Origin of the sequence: Mycolicibacterium vulneris (assembly GCF_002104765.1) — a bacterium.
Classification (GTDB): domain Bacteria; phylum Actinomycetota; class Actinomycetes; order Mycobacteriales; family Mycobacteriaceae; genus Mycobacterium; species Mycobacterium vulneris.
The window spans coordinates 91,854-107,417 of sequence record NZ_NCXM01000018.1 but is presented as its reverse complement, the minus strand read 5'-3'; the positions used below and the strand labels follow the sequence as shown (position 1 = coordinate 107,417).

The 15,564-nt window shown below is 68.6% G+C and carries 11 protein-coding genes; 6 read left to right on the top strand and 5 right to left on the bottom strand.

Annotated elements, in window-relative coordinates:
- Positions 1 to 92 precede the first annotated feature (92 nt).
- A complete protein-coding gene (locus B8W69_RS18045) occupies positions 93 to 647 on the top strand; it encodes a hemophore (protein WP_085291171.1) in 555 nt (184 codons plus the stop codon).
- Positions 648 to 913: 266 nt separating this feature from the next.
- On the opposite strand, the gene B8W69_RS18040 is transcribed toward B8W69_RS18045, so the two are convergent.
- Positions 914 to 2,089, bottom strand: coding sequence for a lysylphosphatidylglycerol synthase transmembrane domain-containing protein (locus tag B8W69_RS18040; RefSeq protein ID WP_085291198.1), 1,176 nt, complete (start codon positions 2,087 to 2,089; stop codon positions 914 to 916).
- A gap of 166 nt (positions 2,090 to 2,255) precedes the next feature.
- On the opposite strand from B8W69_RS18040, the gene B8W69_RS18035 reads away from it, so the two are divergent.
- Positions 2,256 to 3,404 carry an AI-2E family transporter gene (locus B8W69_RS18035; protein WP_085291170.1) on the top strand — a complete coding sequence of 383 codons (1,149 nt, stop codon included), beginning with the start codon at positions 2,256 to 2,258 and terminating at the stop codon, positions 3,402 to 3,404.
- Positions 3,405 to 3,448: 44 nt separating this feature from the next.
- On the opposite strand, the gene mmpL3 is transcribed toward B8W69_RS18035, so the two are convergent.
- From mmpL3 to trmB, 3 genes are read right to left on the bottom strand one after another with little or no spacing between them, the layout of a single operon-like run.
- On the bottom strand, positions 3,449 to 6,325 hold the full coding sequence (mmpL3, locus tag B8W69_RS18030) for a trehalose monomycolate exporter MmpL3 (protein WP_085291169.1): 2,877 nt from the start codon (positions 6,323 to 6,325) through the stop codon (positions 3,449 to 3,451).
- A gap of 49 nt (positions 6,326 to 6,374) precedes the next feature.
- Complete coding sequence (locus B8W69_RS18025) at positions 6,375 to 7,088, bottom strand: NYN domain-containing protein (RefSeq protein ID WP_085291168.1); 714 nt, start codon at positions 7,086 to 7,088, stop codon at positions 6,375 to 6,377.
- A gap of 13 nt (positions 7,089 to 7,101) precedes the next feature.
- Complete coding sequence (gene trmB / locus B8W69_RS18020) at positions 7,102 to 7,884, bottom strand: tRNA (guanosine(46)-N7)-methyltransferase TrmB (RefSeq protein ID WP_181447433.1); 783 nt, start codon at positions 7,882 to 7,884, stop codon at positions 7,102 to 7,104.
- 192 nt (positions 7,885 to 8,076) lie between these two features.
- Here trmB and B8W69_RS18015 point away from each other — a divergent pair, with 192 nt between their 5' ends.
- The 3 genes from B8W69_RS18015 to B8W69_RS18005 all read left to right on the top strand — a co-directional run bounded on the left by B8W69_RS18015 (position 8,077) and on the right by B8W69_RS18005 (position 12,694).
- On the top strand, positions 8,077 to 9,165 hold the full coding sequence (locus tag B8W69_RS18015) for a hypothetical protein (RefSeq protein ID WP_085291166.1): 1,089 nt from the start codon (positions 8,077 to 8,079) through the stop codon (positions 9,163 to 9,165).
- Entirely contained in the window at positions 9,162 to 10,727 is a 1,566-nt protein-coding gene (locus B8W69_RS18010; RefSeq protein WP_181447432.1) for a hypothetical protein, read from the top strand. The genes B8W69_RS18015 and B8W69_RS18010 overlap by 4 nt, the downstream gene beginning before the upstream one ends.
- 140 nt (positions 10,728 to 10,867) lie before the next feature.
- The gene (locus B8W69_RS18005) at positions 10,868 to 12,694 is read left to right on the top strand and encodes a phosphoenolpyruvate carboxykinase (GTP) (protein WP_085291164.1); all 1,827 of its coding nucleotides are present in this window, start codon (positions 10,868 to 10,870) and stop codon (positions 12,692 to 12,694) included.
- A gap of 17 nt (positions 12,695 to 12,711) precedes the next feature.
- Here the strand turns inward: B8W69_RS18005 and B8W69_RS18000 are convergent, their stop codons facing one another.
- Entirely contained in the window at positions 12,712 to 13,821 is a 1,110-nt protein-coding gene (locus B8W69_RS18000; protein WP_085291163.1) for a GGDEF domain-containing protein, read from the bottom strand.
- A gap of 222 nt (positions 13,822 to 14,043) precedes the next feature.
- On the opposite strand from B8W69_RS18000, the gene fadD4 reads away from it, so the two are divergent.
- The gene (gene fadD4, locus B8W69_RS17995; RefSeq protein WP_085291162.1) at positions 14,044 to 15,561 is read left to right on the top strand and encodes a fatty-acid--CoA ligase FadD4; all 1,518 of its coding nucleotides are present in this window, start codon (positions 14,044 to 14,046) and stop codon (positions 15,559 to 15,561) included.
- Positions 15,562 to 15,564 lie beyond the last annotated feature (3 nt).

The window sequence follows — 15,564 nt, the reverse complement described above, 5'->3', positions numbered from 1 at the left end:
TTCGGGGGGACGGGTCGCGTGGGGCCGTTCTTATCGCAGTCGTTTGCGAGGCGCCGATTCGGCCGTCATCGCAAACTCCTAAGGAGTTATCCATGACGAGAGCCACCGCTGGACGGGGTCGCAAAATCTTCGCCGGGCTGATCGCCGCCACGGTGCCCGGTGTGGCCGTCGCGGTGCTCGCCGGCGCCCCGGCAACCGGCGCCAACGACCCGTGCGCGGCCAGTGAGGTCGCCCGGACGATCGGCTCGGTCTCCAAGTCGATGGGTGACTACCTGGACTCGCACCCGGAGACCAACCAGACGATGACCTCGATGCTGCAGCAGCAGGCGGGGCCGCAGTCGGTGAACGGGCTGAAGTCCTACTTCGACGCGAACCCCAAGGTCGCCGGTGACATGACGTCGATCGCCCAGCCGCTGACCAACCTGTCGCTGCAGTGCAAGTTGCCGATCTCGATCCCGCAGGCGATGGGGCTGATGCAGCAGGCACAGGGTGCGGCCGGCGGGCTGCCCGCCCTGCCCGGGAACCCCGTGGGCGCTTCGACGCTGGGCGGTACCACCGGTGGCGCCCCGGCCGCCGCGCCGCAGCCCGCGCCGCCCGCGGCGACCAACCCGCTGCCGGGCCCGTCGCGCGGCAACACCGTCGGCTAGGCCCGATGGCGGCGACCCGCTTCGACCGGGTTCGACTATGCGGCGACCCGCTGCGCCCGGCAGGCCGCGCTTGCGATCGCCGCGGCCGCCCTCGCGATCGCCACTAGGCCCGATGCTGGCGACCCGCTTCGCCCGGGTTCGACTATGCGGCGACCCGCTGCGCCCGGCAGGCCGCGCTTGCGATCGCCGCGGCCGCCCTCGCGATCGCCACTAGGGCCGATGGTGGCGACCCGCTTCGCCCGGCTACGCCGCCCTCGCGATCGCCACTAGGACTGGCCCTCGGGTTCCGGATCGCGGTCCGGCGGCAACGGCCCCTGCAGCGCGGTCTCGGTCGGGTCGGCCGCGGAGTCGCCCTGCAGCGGCACGATCGGGAGCGGTCCCGTGATCGGGTCCTCGTCGGAGTCGGCGATGTTCTCGGTGCGGAACACGAAGAAGAACACCACCCAGCCGATCGCGGAGATGAGCAACCAGCTGATCAGCCGGTAGATCAGCATGGCCGAAATCGCGTTGGGCAGCGACATCCCGCTGGACACCAGGCCGGGCACCAGCACCGCCTCGACGATCAACAGGCCGCCGGGCATCAGGGGGATCGTGCCGACCGCGCGGGCGGCCGCATACGCCACCGTCAACCCGGCCACCGAGGCGTGATCCCCGGCCGCGTAGGCGGCGAAGCCCAGGCAGGCGACGTCGGCGATCCAGTTGAACATCGACCAGCCGAACGCCACCCCCAGGTCGCGCCGGCCCAAGCTCACCGATTCCAGCTGCATCAACGTCTCGCGCCACTTGTCCAGGCCGGTGTCGGCCGGCCTGCCGCGCACCGAGTTGACCCACGCCAACACCCGGCTGCCGATGCCGTCGATCAGCTCCGGCCGTGACGCGACGGCCTGGGCCAGCAGCAGCAGCGCGACGAAGCCACCGAGGGTGAACAGCAGCGAGAACGGGTTGTTCTTCGCGCCCAGCAGGAAGGCGCCGCCCAGGCCGAGCAAAGCCAAACCCACCGCCTGCAGCACACCCGACATCACCAACTGCCACGACGCCACCACGGCCGAGGCGCCCCACAGCCGCTGCTGCCGGAACAGGAAGGTCGCCGACAGCACGGGCCCGCCGGGCAGAGTGGTGCTCAGCGAATTGGCGGCATAGAACGCGGCCTCGGAGCGCAACTGCTTGACGTGCACCCCGGCCGACTTGAGCAACGTGCGCTGGATCTGGGCAAAGCTGTGCATCGACGCGGCCGCCGCCGCCACCGATGCGAGCAACCACCACCAGTTCGCCTCGTACAGGCTCATCCAGGCTTTGGCCAGCTGATGCCAGCCCAGCGAAACCTCGACGGCAAGCACGACGGCAACCGCGGCGAGGATCACCCAGCGCACCCACCAGTACTTCCCGCGCGGGGCTTCTTCGCGCGGGAAGTCGAGGTTGCGGGCGGGTGCGTCGTGCGGCACGTGATTTAGGGTAACGGTGCAGGTGGCGCCGCGATCGCTGCGCACCGCCTACCGTGTCGACGTCGTAACCGGATCGTGCCGACGGCGATGGCTCCGGCCGACGCGCTCAACCCCGTGAGACGGCTTCGAGGCACGTTTGAGGGTGTGCCGCGGATAGGCTGGCCAAATGTCAGCAAACGCCGACGATGCGTCGGTCGAACCCCTCGTCCGCAAGACCGCCGCCTGGGCCTGGCGCTTGCTGGTCATCCTGATCGCCGTGCTCGCCCTGCTGTGGGTAGTGCAGAAACTCGAAGTCATCGTCGTCCCGGTGCTGGTGGCGCTGCTGCTGAGCGCGTTGCTGGTGCCGGTGGTCGATTGGCTGGACAAGCAGGGCCTGCCACGCGGCGGCGCCGTGGCGCTGGTGCTGCTGGGTGGCTTCGCGATCCTGGGCGGCATCCTGGCGTTCGTCATCCTGCAGTTCATCGACGGCCTGCCCGGGCTGACCGAACAGGTGACGCAGAGCATCGAGTCGACGCGCCGCTGGCTCATCCACGGACCGGCGCACCTGCGCAACGAACAGATCGACAGCGCGGGCAACGCCGCCATCGAGGCGCTGCACAACAATCAGGCGAAGCTGACCAGCGGCGCGCTCTCCACCGCGGCCACCATCACGGAGCTGGTCACCGCGGCGGTGCTGGTGCTGTTCACGCTGATCTTCTTCCTCTACGGCGGGCGCAACATCTGGCAGTACGTCGTGCAGATCATCCCGAGGGACGTCCGCGGCCGGGTGCACGAAGCCGGCAATGCCGGATACGGGTCGCTGATCGGGTACGTGCGGGCCACCTTCCTGGTGGCCCTGACCGACGCGGCGGGGGTCGGCACCGGTTTGGCCGTCATGGGCGTCCCGCTCGCGCTGCCGCTGTCATCGGTGGTGTTCCTGGGCGCGTTCATCCCGCTGGTCGGTGCCCTGATCTCGGGCCTGGTGGCCGTGGTGGTCGCGCTGTTGGCCAAGGGCGTCGTGTACGCCTTGATCACGCTGGGCCTACTCATCGCGGTCAACCAGATCGAGGCCCATCTGCTGCAACCGCTGGTGATGGGCCGCGCGGTCTCGATTCACCCGCTCGGGGTGGTGCTGGCCATCTCCACCGGTGGCGTGCTCGCCGGGATCGTCGGCGCCCTGCTGGCCGTTCCCACGGTCGCGTTCCTCAACAACGCGATCCAGGTGCTGTTGGCACGCGATCCGGCCGCCGAAGCCGAGAAACAGACCGAGGAGTCGGACGAGAAGAACGCGATCCTGCAGGCCGAGCCCGACAAACCCGGGGACGAATCCGGCTGAGGCTCAAGCCTTTTCGCGGCGTTGAGCGACGCCCGGGCGCCTGGTTACAGCCGTCCCTCGCGGCGCAGCAGATCCTGGGCGGACAGGCCGCCGCCGGAGCGCCGGCGTTGCCGCGCCGGGTCGCCGTTCTCGCCCTGACCCCCCGCGTCCGCCTGGTCGGTGGCGGCGTCGGGATCGTTGCCTTCCGGGCGCATCTTAGGCAGGGCGGTGGTGGGCTCGGCGGCGTCGCCGTTGTCGTCGGACCGGTTGCCGGGAACCGGGATGGCCCGGGTCTCATCGCCGGACGGCGGTGCCGCCGGACCCGGCGCCGGGGGTCGCTGCGGAGCCTGCGGCGCGGAATTGGCGGGACGCGGATCGGCCGGCCGGTCACGGCCGGGTGCGCCCTGGGCGGCGAAGCGCGTCGTCTTGGCTTCGGTCGGCTGGCTGGGCCGGGCCGGAATGCGCGTCGTGCTCGCGGCCGGTTCCTGCGCGGGCCGCGGGTCGGTGGGGCCGGGTCGCGCGGGCCGCGACGGCTCCGGCGCTCCCGGATGCGTCGGGTCGTGCGGGGGCCGCGGCGCCGCGGCGACCAGGCTGGCCGCAACCGGCGGCCGCGCGGGCCGGCCATTGAGCGTCGGCCGCTTGCGCTCGTCGGGCAGGTCGATCTCGCCAAGGCCGATCTTGTTCTGCAGGCGGCGGGCCCAGCGCGGCGCCCACCAGCAGTCGTCGCCGAGCAGCTTCATCACCGACGGCACCAGGAACATCCGGACGACGGTGGCGTCCAGCAGCAGCGCCGCCATCAGACCGAAGGCCAGATACTTCATCAGCACCAGGTCGGAGAACACGAACGAACCGGCGACCACCGCCAGCACCAGCGCGGCGGCGGTGATCAGGCGTCCGGTGGTCGCCGTCCCGATCCGGATGGCCTCGGCCGTCGACATGCCGCGCTCCCGCGCCTCGACCATGCGCGAGACCAGGAACACCTCGTAGTCGGTGGCCAGACCGAAACCGACCGCGACGACCAGCGCGATGAGCACCACCATCAGCGGCGTCGGGGTGAAATTCAAGACACCCGACAAGTGCCCGTCGACAAAGATCCAGGTCAGGATGCCCAGGGTGGAGCCCAGGGTCAGCGCGCTCATCAGCACCGCCTTGACCGGCAGCACCACCGACCCGAAGGCCAGGAACATCAGCAGCAGGGTGGCGCTGAGCAACAGCACCAGCATCAACGGGCCCTTCTCGGCCAGGCTGTGGATGCTGTCCTGCTCCAGCGCCGGCGTGCCGCCGACATAGAGGTTGAGCCCCTTCGGGGGATTCACCGACCGAAGTTCGGTGAGCTTCTTCGCCGCATCGCTCTTGTTGAGCAGGCCGTTCTGGATCACCCGCACCGAGCCGTCTTTGGGCACAGTCGTCCCGTTCGGGCCGGCGACGCAGGGGTTACCGGCGATGGTCGGGCAGGCCCGCTCCTCCCACGTCTTGTCGGTGAAGCCGCCGATCGAGGAGATCCTGTTGCGGATGTCGGCCACCTGCTGGTCGGTCACCTTGCTGCCGTTGGTGCTCTGGATCACCATCGTCAGCTGCTCGGTCCGGTAGCCGGGGAATTGCTTGTCGAAGTGTTCCTGCGCCAGGCGCACCGGATTGTCCGGGGGCAGGTACTTCTCGCTCATGCCGCCGAACGACAGGTTGCCCAGCGGGATGACCAGCAGGATCATGCCGACGGCGATCGGGATGGCGAAGGCCAGCGGCTTCTTCATCACCCAGTTGACGAGCTTGCCCCAGAACCCGGCCTCGACCTCTTCGCGGGTCTTCGTCTTCTGCAGCCGGTCGGCCAGCCAGTTCAGGTAGGCACGCGAATACTTCCAGTTCCGCAGGAACGGCACCCGGAACGCGGTCCGCACGCCCAGCGCGTCGACATGGCGGCCGAGGATGGCCAGGCACGCCGGCAGGAACGTGATCGACAGCAACGCGGCAAGTCCCACGGCGGCGAAGATCGCGTAGGTGAGCGAATGCACGAAGCCCTGCGGCAGCACCAGCAGGCTGGCGCTGGACGCAATGATCAGCACCGCGGAGAAGGCCACGGTGCGCCCGGCTGTCATCACGGTTCTTCGCACCGCGGCCTCGGTGTCGTAGCCCTCGGCTATCTCCTCCCGGAACCGGCTCACCACGAAAAGCCCATAGTCGATGGCGATACCCAGGCCGATCAGCGAGACGACCGGCTGGGCGAAGAAGTGCACCGGCCCGAACACGGCGACCAGGCGCAGGATGCCCAGCGAGCCCGCGATGCTCAGACCGCCCACGATGGCCGGCAGGCCGGCGGCGACCGCGCCACCGAACACCAGGAACAGCACGACCGTCACCAACGGCAGTGCCAGGACCTCCATGCGGCGCTGGTCGGTGGCGATGGTGCCGGTCAGCGCTTCGGCGATCGGCTCGAGGCCGGCCAACTGCACGGTGCCGCCGTCGAGCTTCTGCAGGTCCGGCTGGATGGCTTTGTAGTTGTTGAGGATGCTGTCGTCGTCGTTGCCCTTCAGCGGGATCGACACGAAGGTGTGCTTCTTGTCCTCGCTGACCATCCCCTTGATGACGGGGTTGGTGCTGTCCGGCGCCGCGAGCCAGCCGGCCCAGCCGACGACCTGGTCGGGGTGGTCGGCCTTGAACTTGTTGAGCTCGCCGATGATTTTGTCCCGCCACGCCGTGTCATCGACGGTTTTTCCGTTGGGGGCGGTGAAGGTGGCCACCACGTGGCTGGTGCGATCGCGGCCGTAGGTCTGGTCGCCCAGCACCGAGGCTTTAACGGATTGGCTGCCGTCGTCGTAGAAGCCGCTCTGTGTAACATGCTTGCCCAGGCTGATCCCGAAGACGCCACCCAGCAGACACAGAGCTACCGTGACCCCGATCACGATGTACCGGTATCGGTACACAGTTCGACCCCACCAGGCGAACACGCAAGCTCCTTACTGGATCGTTAACGACCCGCGCATTGGTTTTCCAGTGTCACACACGCGCGGTCAGCAGCGCGGAGAGCGGCCGGAACGGCTGCAGCCACGCACCCTGGTCAGGCAGCGAATCTAGGCCGATCCGCGGCAACGGTTCCCGGAAGACACCAGCGATATCCTCCAGATCAACGAAGTCCAAGGTATCCGACGCTAGCGCCCAACTCGCATGTTCGCGAAATCCGATCACCTGGACGCCGACCCCGCTTCGTGCGATGTCTTCCAGCGGGTGACGAAACGCCTGACCGTCGGCGGACGCCACCACCAGCGCCGCCAAACCCTGGGTGCGCCGCAGTTCGATGTGGGCCAGCATGTCGCGGTCGACGTCGCTGTCCTCGTCGATCTTCGGCTTGGCGAAGACCGCGAACCCCACGTTACGGAGCGCGTCCACCCACGGCCGGACGACGTCGGCGCTGCCCGGCGCGATGTTGGTGAACACGGTGGCCTCGGGTTCCACCACGACGCCGGGTCGACCGGCGCTGACCTCGGCCGTGCGCGCCAGCAACCAGCGGCCCAGGGCGTCGAACCGCGGGCGTTCCAGGGCTGTCGGGCGGCGGCCCAGGATGGAGCCCAGCCCCATGTCCAGGTTCGGGGCGTCCCACACCAACAGCACGCGTCCACCCGGAGGGGAGAAACCGCCCAGTTCGTCGCCGGTCAGCACCGCCGGCGGCGCGACGGGTTGGGCTCCCGCCGCGGTCTCTTCGGTCAGGCTCATACTCATCGCCTACTCATCGTCTAAGCCAAATGAATTCGGTGACGGCACTGCCCGCTTCTTGAGCCTTCGTCTCGTACTTGGTGGTCGGGCGCGCGACCGAGATCGGCAGCGCACTGTCGGGAGCGACCGGGTGCAGGCGGGGTTCACCCGCGCCGACCACGGCGATGTGCTCGGCGTAGCCAGCGTGGTCCGTCGCAGCGTGCAGGACACCACCGGGGAGTAGCCGGTCGGCTATCAAGCCAATCGTGCCCGGCTGCAGGAACCGGCGTTTGTGGTGCCGCGCCTTCGGCCACGGATCGGGGAAGAAGACGCGCACGCCCGTCAACGAACCCGGCGCGATGAGGCGTTGCAGCACATCGAGGGCGTTGCCGCGGATCAGCCGGATGTTGCTGACCTTGTCGCGGTCGATCGCGCACAGCAGCTGCGCCAGCCCGCGCCGGTAGATCTCCACCGCGACCACATCGATATCGGGTTCATCCTTGGCCATCGCTAGCGTGGAAATGCCACTGCCACAGCCGATTTCGAGCACCACCGGTGCCTGTCGCCCGAACCAGGCGCGAGTATCCAGCGTTGGTTCGGAGCTCCCAGATTCGTCGGTTGCGGCGCCCAACGACAAGCCGAGCTCGGGCCAGCGGCGTTCCCAGGTCTGGCGCTGGGCATCGGACAGGGCCGATCGGCGCGATCGGAACGCCGTGGCCGGGAGATAGCGCTGGTCGGGGCGGTCCGCGCCCCCAGTCGGCGTGTCGGCAGACATCGCCACCCCGCGCTGCGCATGCATTTGTCCATGGTGGCCTATAAACCTCGGATGTAGCCGCCCCTGGTCCGGATTGATACCCAACAGTTGCCTCCACCTGGTAACTCATTAACGGTGGCTCGCTTCTTGGTGACGCGGGTGCCACCATTCGGTGGGACCGCTCGGGCCCGGCGCTGCCTCCGGTAGCGGCGACGCCGGCCGGGCATGGGGTCATCCGGACCGAACAGGCGGGATATGAGGGGACAAGGACACCAGAGTTTCGTCGACGAGCTGGCGCGCTTCGCCGCTGGCCACGTCGACCCGTGCCTGACGGCGATCGCACAGCGGTCCGCCGCGCCCCTGCGCGTGGTTGTGCGCGGCCGCCGGGGGGTCGGCTGCCGCACCGTGCGCCGCGCCCTGGACGGCGCGGGACGCGCGGCCGGCATCGCGGTCGACAGCCCGACGACCGAGCGCGACGTCGACGTGGTGGTCCACGTGATCACGGAGGTGGTCAAGCCCGAGGACACCCTGGCCATCGCGACGGCCGGGCGCCCGGTGCTGGCCGTGCTGAACAAGGCCGACCTGGCGGGCTCGCTGTCCGGGCGGGGTGGCGACGGCCCGATCGCGGCGGCGCGCGCCAGGTGCACGGAGTTCTCGACGCTGATCGGCGTGCCCATGGAACCGATGACGGGTCTGCTCGCGGTCGCCGCGCTCGACGACCTGGACAGCGCCCAGTGGACGGCGCTGGCCGCGCTGGCCGCTCACCCCGGCACCGCGTGCTTCGACGGCTCCTTCGCCGCATTCCTGGCCGCCGACGCCCCGGTGCCGACAGAGGTGCGGCAGCGTCTGCTCGACAGCCTCGACCTGTTCGGCACCGCGCTGGCGGTCGCCGCGTTCCGGCAGGGCCGGACCCCGGCCCAGGTGCTGACCCTGCTGCACCGGATGAGCGGCGTCGACGCCGTCTTGGCCAAAATCGGCGCGCTGGGCGCCGAGGCGCGCTATCAGCGGGTGCTGGACGCCGTCGCCGAGCTCGAGGCGCTAGCCGCCGGGGGCGGCACGCTCGCCGAGCGCATCAGCGCTTTCCTGTCCCGCGACGACACCGTCGTCGCCCGCATGGCGGCCGCGGTGGATCTGGCCGAGGCCGCCGGGCTGGAGCCGGGCGACCCGCAGCACCTCGACGCGCATCGCGACCCGTCCGGGCACCTGCCGCGGGCGGTGCGGTGGCAACGCTACAGCCGCGCGTCGGCCAGCGAACTGCACCGCTCCTGTGGCGCCGACATCGCGCGCGGATCGTTGCGGCTGTGGTCCCAGGCCTGCGGCTCGCTGCCGGGAGAGTCCTGGTGAGCGGCGAGACAAGCGACGATCCCGTCGCCGCGGTGGACGCGCTGGTGGCGGCTGCCGGGCCGGGGCTGGATCCGCCGGCGATTCAGCGCTGCGACGTGGTGCTGGTGACCGGTCCGTGGATGGCCGGGGTCACCGCGGTGACCGACGCCCTGCGGAAGCGGCTACCGCAACACAAATTCGTGGAGTCGACCGATCTGGAGCCCGGCGAGGTGCCGATGCTGGTGGTGTTCGTCGTGTCGGCGGCCGCCAACCTGACGCCGTCGGACTGTGCGCTGCTGGACGCCGCGACCGAGCACACCGATGCGGTCGTCGGCGTGGTGTCCAAGATCGACGTGCATCTCAACTGGCGCGACATCGTCGCCGCCAACCGCGACTCGCTGGGCACGCACGCGCCCCGCTACGGCCGGGCGCCCTGGGTGGGTGTGGCGGCCCTGCCCGACCTGGGTGAGCCCAACGTCGACGAGCTGGTCGACGCCGTCTCGGCGCAACTCAACGACCCCGATCTTGCCCGGCGAAACAGGTTGCGGGCGTGGGAATCCCGTCTGCAGACGGTGGCGCGGCGATTTGATCGCGAGGTCGAGGGGTCGGGTCGGCGGGCCCGGGTCGAGGCGCTGCGCGAGGAGCGCAGCACCGCGTTGCAGCAGCGGCGTCAGGCGAAAAGCGAGCGCACCATCACGCTGCGCAGTCAGATCCAGCAGGCTCGAGTCGCGCTGTCCCACTCGGCACGTAACCGGTGCGCGGGCGTGCGCACCGAACTGCAGGAGTACGCGGCGGGTTTGTCGCGGCGCAACATGGCCGGCTTCGAGGCGGTCACGCGCGACCAGCTGGACGGGGTGGTCGCCGAGGTCAGCGAAAGCACCGACGCGCAACTGGCCGAGGTGGCACGGGCGATGGATGTGCCGATGGAGCTGCCCCCGCTCGAGCAGCTGCCGGCCGTAGACGTCTCGCCGCAGCCACTGAAATCGCGGCGCCAGGAAACCTGGCTGATGATCCTGCTCGGCGTCGGGTTCGGCCTGGGGGTGGCGCTGACGCTGAGCCGGCTGATGAGCGGCCTGGCCTCGCGGCTGAACCCCGCGCTGGCCGTCGTCGCGGCACTGGCGTGCGTCGCGATCTCGGTGGGCCTCACCTTCATGGTGATCAATATCCGTGCGCTGCTGCACGACCGGGCGCTGCTAGACCGCTGGGCGGGCGACGTCACGGCCTCGCTGCAGTCGGTCGCCGAGGAGCTGGTCGCCACCCGGGTGCTGGTCGCCGAGTCGGTGTTGAGCAAGGCGTTGCTGGCCCAGGACGAGGCCGAGAACGCGGAGGTGGCCGCCTCGGTGGGTGTCATCGACACCGAACTGCGCGAGCACGCCCTGGCCGCCGCGCGGGCCTCGGCCGCGCGCGATCGGGAGATGCCCGCGGTGACGGCGGCCCTGGCGGCCGTGCGTGCAGAACTGGGAGAACCGGGTATACGAGAAGACGAAAGTCACTCCGCAGACGCCGGCGGTGACGAAATCGAAAAACCCGCTTCGAGGAGCGAAGATGGCGACCCGTCGGGATCTTCTGAATCGTTGTTGTGAGAAGGCTTATACCTGCCCGAGACTTCCCCGACAAGATCCTCAAGATAACCTGTAGTTAACGCCACCAATCCCTTAATTGTGTGGGCGAGAGCATAGCGAGCAACACCAGCCCGATACGCAGAAGAATCCAGGAGAGTTCGATGACCTCAGCGACCATACCCGGTTTGGACACAGCACCCACGAACCACCAGGGCCTGCTGTCATGGGTGCAGGAGGTCGCCGAACTCACCCAGCCCGACCGGGTGATCTTCGCTGATGGCTCCGACGAGGAGTTCAACCGCCTGGCCGCCCAGCTGGTCGAGGCGGGCACGTTGAAGAAGCTCAACGAGAACAAGCACCCGAACTCTTACCTGGCGCTGTCGGACCCGTCCGACGTGGCGCGCGTGGAGTCCCGGACCTTCATCTGCACCGAGAAGCAGGACGGTGCCGGACCCACCAACAACTGGATGGACCCGTCCGAGATGCGGGCCACCATGAGCAACCTGTACCGCGGTTGTATGCGCGGCCGCACCATGTGGGTGGTGCCGTTCTGCATGGGACCCCTCGGCGCCGACGACCCGAAGCTGGGCGTGGAGATCACCGACTCCGAGTACGTCGTCATCTCGATGAAGGTGATGACCCGGATGGGCAAGGCCGCCCTGGAAAAGATGGGCGACGACGGGTTTTTCGTCAAGGCGCTGCACTCGGTGGGCGCGCCGCTGGAGCCGGGCCAAAAGGACGTGCCGTGGCCGTGCAACGACACCAAATACATCACCCACTTCCCGGAGACCCGCGAGATCATGAGTTACGGCTCGGGCTACGGCGGGAACGCACTACTGGGCAAGAAGTGCTACTCGCTGCGCATCGCCTCGGCGATGGCCCACGACGAGGGCTGGCTCGCCGAGCACATGCTGATCCTCAAGCTCATCTCCCCCGAGAACAAGGCCTACTACTTCGCCGCGGCATTCCCGTCGGCGTGCGGCAAGACCAACCTCGCCATGCTGCAGCCGACCATCCCGGGCTGGCGCGCCGAGACGCTCGGTGACGACATCGCCTGGATGCGGTTCGGCAAGGACGGCCGCCTGTACGCGGTCAACCCCGAGTTCGGTTTCTTCGGCGTCGCGCCGGGGACCAACTGGAAGTCCAACCCCAACGCCATGCGCACCATCGAGGCCGGCAACACCGTCTTCACCAACGTGGCGCTCACCGACGACAATGACGTGTGGTGGGAAGGCCTGGAGGGCGAGCCGGAGCACCTGACCGACTGGAAGGGTCGCGACTGGACGCCCGATTCCGGCGAGAATGCCGCGCACCCCAACTCGCGCTACTGCACCCCGATGTCGCAGTGCCCGATCCTGGCGCCGGAGTGGGACGACCCGCAGGGCGTGCCGATCTCGGGCATCCTGTTCGGCGCCCGCCGCAAGACCACGGTGCCGCTGGTGACGCAGGCCCGCGACTGGCAGCACGGCGTGTTCATGGGAGCCACCATGGGCAGTGAGCAGACCGCCGCCGCCGAGGGCAAGGTCGGCACCGTGCGCCGCGACCCGATGGCCATGCTGCCGTTCCTGGGCTATCACGTCGGTGACTACTTCCAGCACTGGATCGACCTGGGCAAGAACTCCGATGAGTCGAAGATGCCGAAGGTGTTCTTCGTCAACTGGTTCCGCCGCGACGAAGACGGCGGCTTCCTGTGGCCGGGCTTCGGCGAGAACAGCCGGGTGCTCAAGTGGATCGTGGACCGCATCGAGCACCAGGCCGGCGGCCAGGACACCCCGATCGGCATCGTGCCAACCGCCGACGACCTGGACCTGGACGGCCTGGACGTCGATGGCGGCGACGTGGCCAAGGCGCTGGCGGTCAACCCCGCCGAGTGGCGCGAGGAGCTGCCCTTGATCGAGGAGTGGTTCGAGTTCGTCGGCGACAAGCTGCCCACCGGTGTCCGCGACGAGTTCGAGGCGCTCAAGCAGCGGCTGTCCGAAGCGGGCTGAACCCGCTCGCGCGCTGACTAGCCCGCGCGCCGCGAGTCGGGGCTGGCCTTCTTCTCCTGGTACATCAGTGCGTCGGCGCGCGCCAGCAGCTCGTCCACGGTGGCGGTGTCAGACACCGGCGCCCGCACCAAACCGATGCTGGCCGACACCCGGTAGGGCCGGTCGCCGGTCTTGTTGAAGTTCGTGAATGCCTCGGCCAGGCGCTCCTTGAGTGATGCTGTGTCGCCGTCGTTTTCGGTGACCATCACGCAGAATTCGTCGCCGCCGATGCGCGCGAGGATGTCGGATTCGCGGCGGATCGTGCGCAACACGTGAGCGACATTCTTGATCAGGGAGTCGCCCGCATCGTGGCCCTGCTCGTCGTTGACCTTCTTGAGCCCGTCGACGTCGAGGAAGGCGAGCACGCAGTTGTGGCCGAGATGGTGTGCCCCGCTGAGCTTCTGCTCGGCCAGCAGGTAGAAGCCGCGACGATTGTTCAGCCCGGTCAGTTCGTCGGTCACCGACAGCCGGCGGATCTCCTCGTTGGCGTTCTCCAGCGCGGCGGTCCGGTCGCGGACGCGCTGTTCCAGTTCGGAGTAGACCTGAATGTTTTCCATGACGATCGAGGTGGAGTCGGCCAGGGCCTGCAGCAGGTGAACCTCCTGCTCGGACGGCTGATGCGGGTCGGCCCAGTAGTTTCCGATCGCGCCGATGGGATCCAGCTTGCGGATCGGCACCATCACCAGGCTCTTGACGAACGTCGGGCGATACAGGGTGTGCGGGATGCGCGGGTCGCTGTAGATGTCGGGGATGACCGCCGCGTCGCGGTTGAGCATCGCCCACCCGCTGATGCAGGACCGGATTGGGAAGCGGCTGCCCTTCCACAGCGGGGCGATCGCGTTCTCGTCGGCGTAGTAGCAGCGGTCGTTGTCGCGGAGCACGAACGTGGCGCCGTCACAGCCGGTCAGTTCACGCGCCTGGGTACGCACGATCCGCTGGATATCGGGCAGGCTGCGGGCCAGCGACAGCTCCTGGACCGCGTGCGCCAGACGCTCCATGCCGTCGACATAGTCGGACACGGCGAATTTGCGGTCCGGCGCGGGAGGCGAGGCGAATGCCGCAGGCTCCGATACCTGCTCGGCGGTCATGCGCACCTCCGGTGCGAGAAGTGGCGTACCCGCCAAGGCTAACTGCCAAGGCCAACGGCAGTGTACTGAACCGCGTTATCCCCGCCGACTTTCCCGGTGTCCGCGGCCGACGGCCAAAATGCTCGGGCCCGCCCGCCGCACCGCTTCCCCGAGCGCCGCGGCGCGCGTTTGCTGGCGTGACCACTTAACACCCGTCAAGTTTGGTGACGGTACAGTCTGCGCATGCAGATCCGCCCGTATATCGGCGCCGACAAAGCTGCTGTCATCCTGTACCCGTCCGGAACGGTCGTCACCTTCGACGACCTCGAGGCCCGCGCCAATCGGCTGGCGCACCGGTTCCGCGAGGCGGGTCTGCGCGAGGGCGACACCGTCGCCATCCTGATGGAGAACAACGAGCACATCCACGCGGTGATGTGGGCGGCTCGTCGCAGCGGTTTGTACTACGTGCCGATCAACACCCACCTGACCGCGGCAGAGGCGGCCTACATCATCGACAACAGCAGCGCGAAGGCCATCATCGGGTCGGCGGCGCTGCGCGACACCCTCACCGGCCTGGCCGAGCAGCTGCCGGGCGGGCTGCCGGAGCTGCTGCTGATCGCCGACGGTGATTTGCCTGGGTGGGAGCGTTACCCGGAATGCGTTGCAGGCCAGCCCGATACCCCGATCGATGACGAGATCGAGGGCGACCTGCTGCAGTACTCGTCGGGCACCACCGGCCGGCCCAAGGGCATCAAGCGCGAATTGCCGCACGTGCCACCAGCCGAGGCGCCGGGCATGATGTCCGCACTGGTTGGTTTCTGGATGACGCCCGACTCGATCTACCTCAGCCCGGCTCCGCTGTACCACACGGCGCCGTCGGTGTGGTCGATGAGCGCGCAGGCCGGCGGCATCACCACGGTGGTGATGGAGAAGTTCGACGCCGAAGGCTGCCTGGACGTCATCCAGCGACACCGCGTCACGCACGGCCAGTTCGTCCCGGCGATGTTCACCCGCATGCTGAAACTGCCTGAGCAGGTTCGTCATTCGTACGACCTGGCCAGCCTGCAGCGGGTGATGCACGCCGCGGCTCCCTGCCCGGTGGAGATCAAGAAGCAGATGATCGACTGGTGGGGGCCGATCATCGACGAGTACTACGCGTCCTCGGAAGCGCACGGGTCGACGCTGATCACCGCCGAAGAGTGGCTGGCGCATCCGGGTTCGGTCGGCAAGCCCATGGGGGGCGCCGTGCATATTCTCGACGAGCACGGCAACGAGCTGCCGCCGGGGCAGGCCGGAGAGATCTATTTTGAGGGCGGCTATTCCTTCGAATACCTCAACGACCCAACGAAAACCGCCTCGTCGCGCGACAAGCACGGCTGGGCCACCGTCGGGGACATCGGCTACCTCGACGACGAGGGCTACCTCTACCTGACCGACCGGCGCCACCACATGATCATCTCCGGCGGGGTGAACATCTACCCGCAGGAGGCCGAGAACCTTCTGGTCACCCACCCGAAGGTGCTCGACGCCGCGGTGTTCGGGGTGCCCGATGACGAGATGGGCCAGCGCGTCGTGGCGGCCGTGCAGACCGTCGACCAGGCCGACGCCACCGACGAATTCGCCGACGAGCTGACGGCGTGGCTGCGAGACCGGTTGGCGCACTACAAATGCCCGCGATCGATCGCCTTCGAAGCGCAGCTGCCGCGCACCGACACCGGCAAGCTCTACAAGAATGGGCTGATCGAGAAATACTCGGTGTGACCG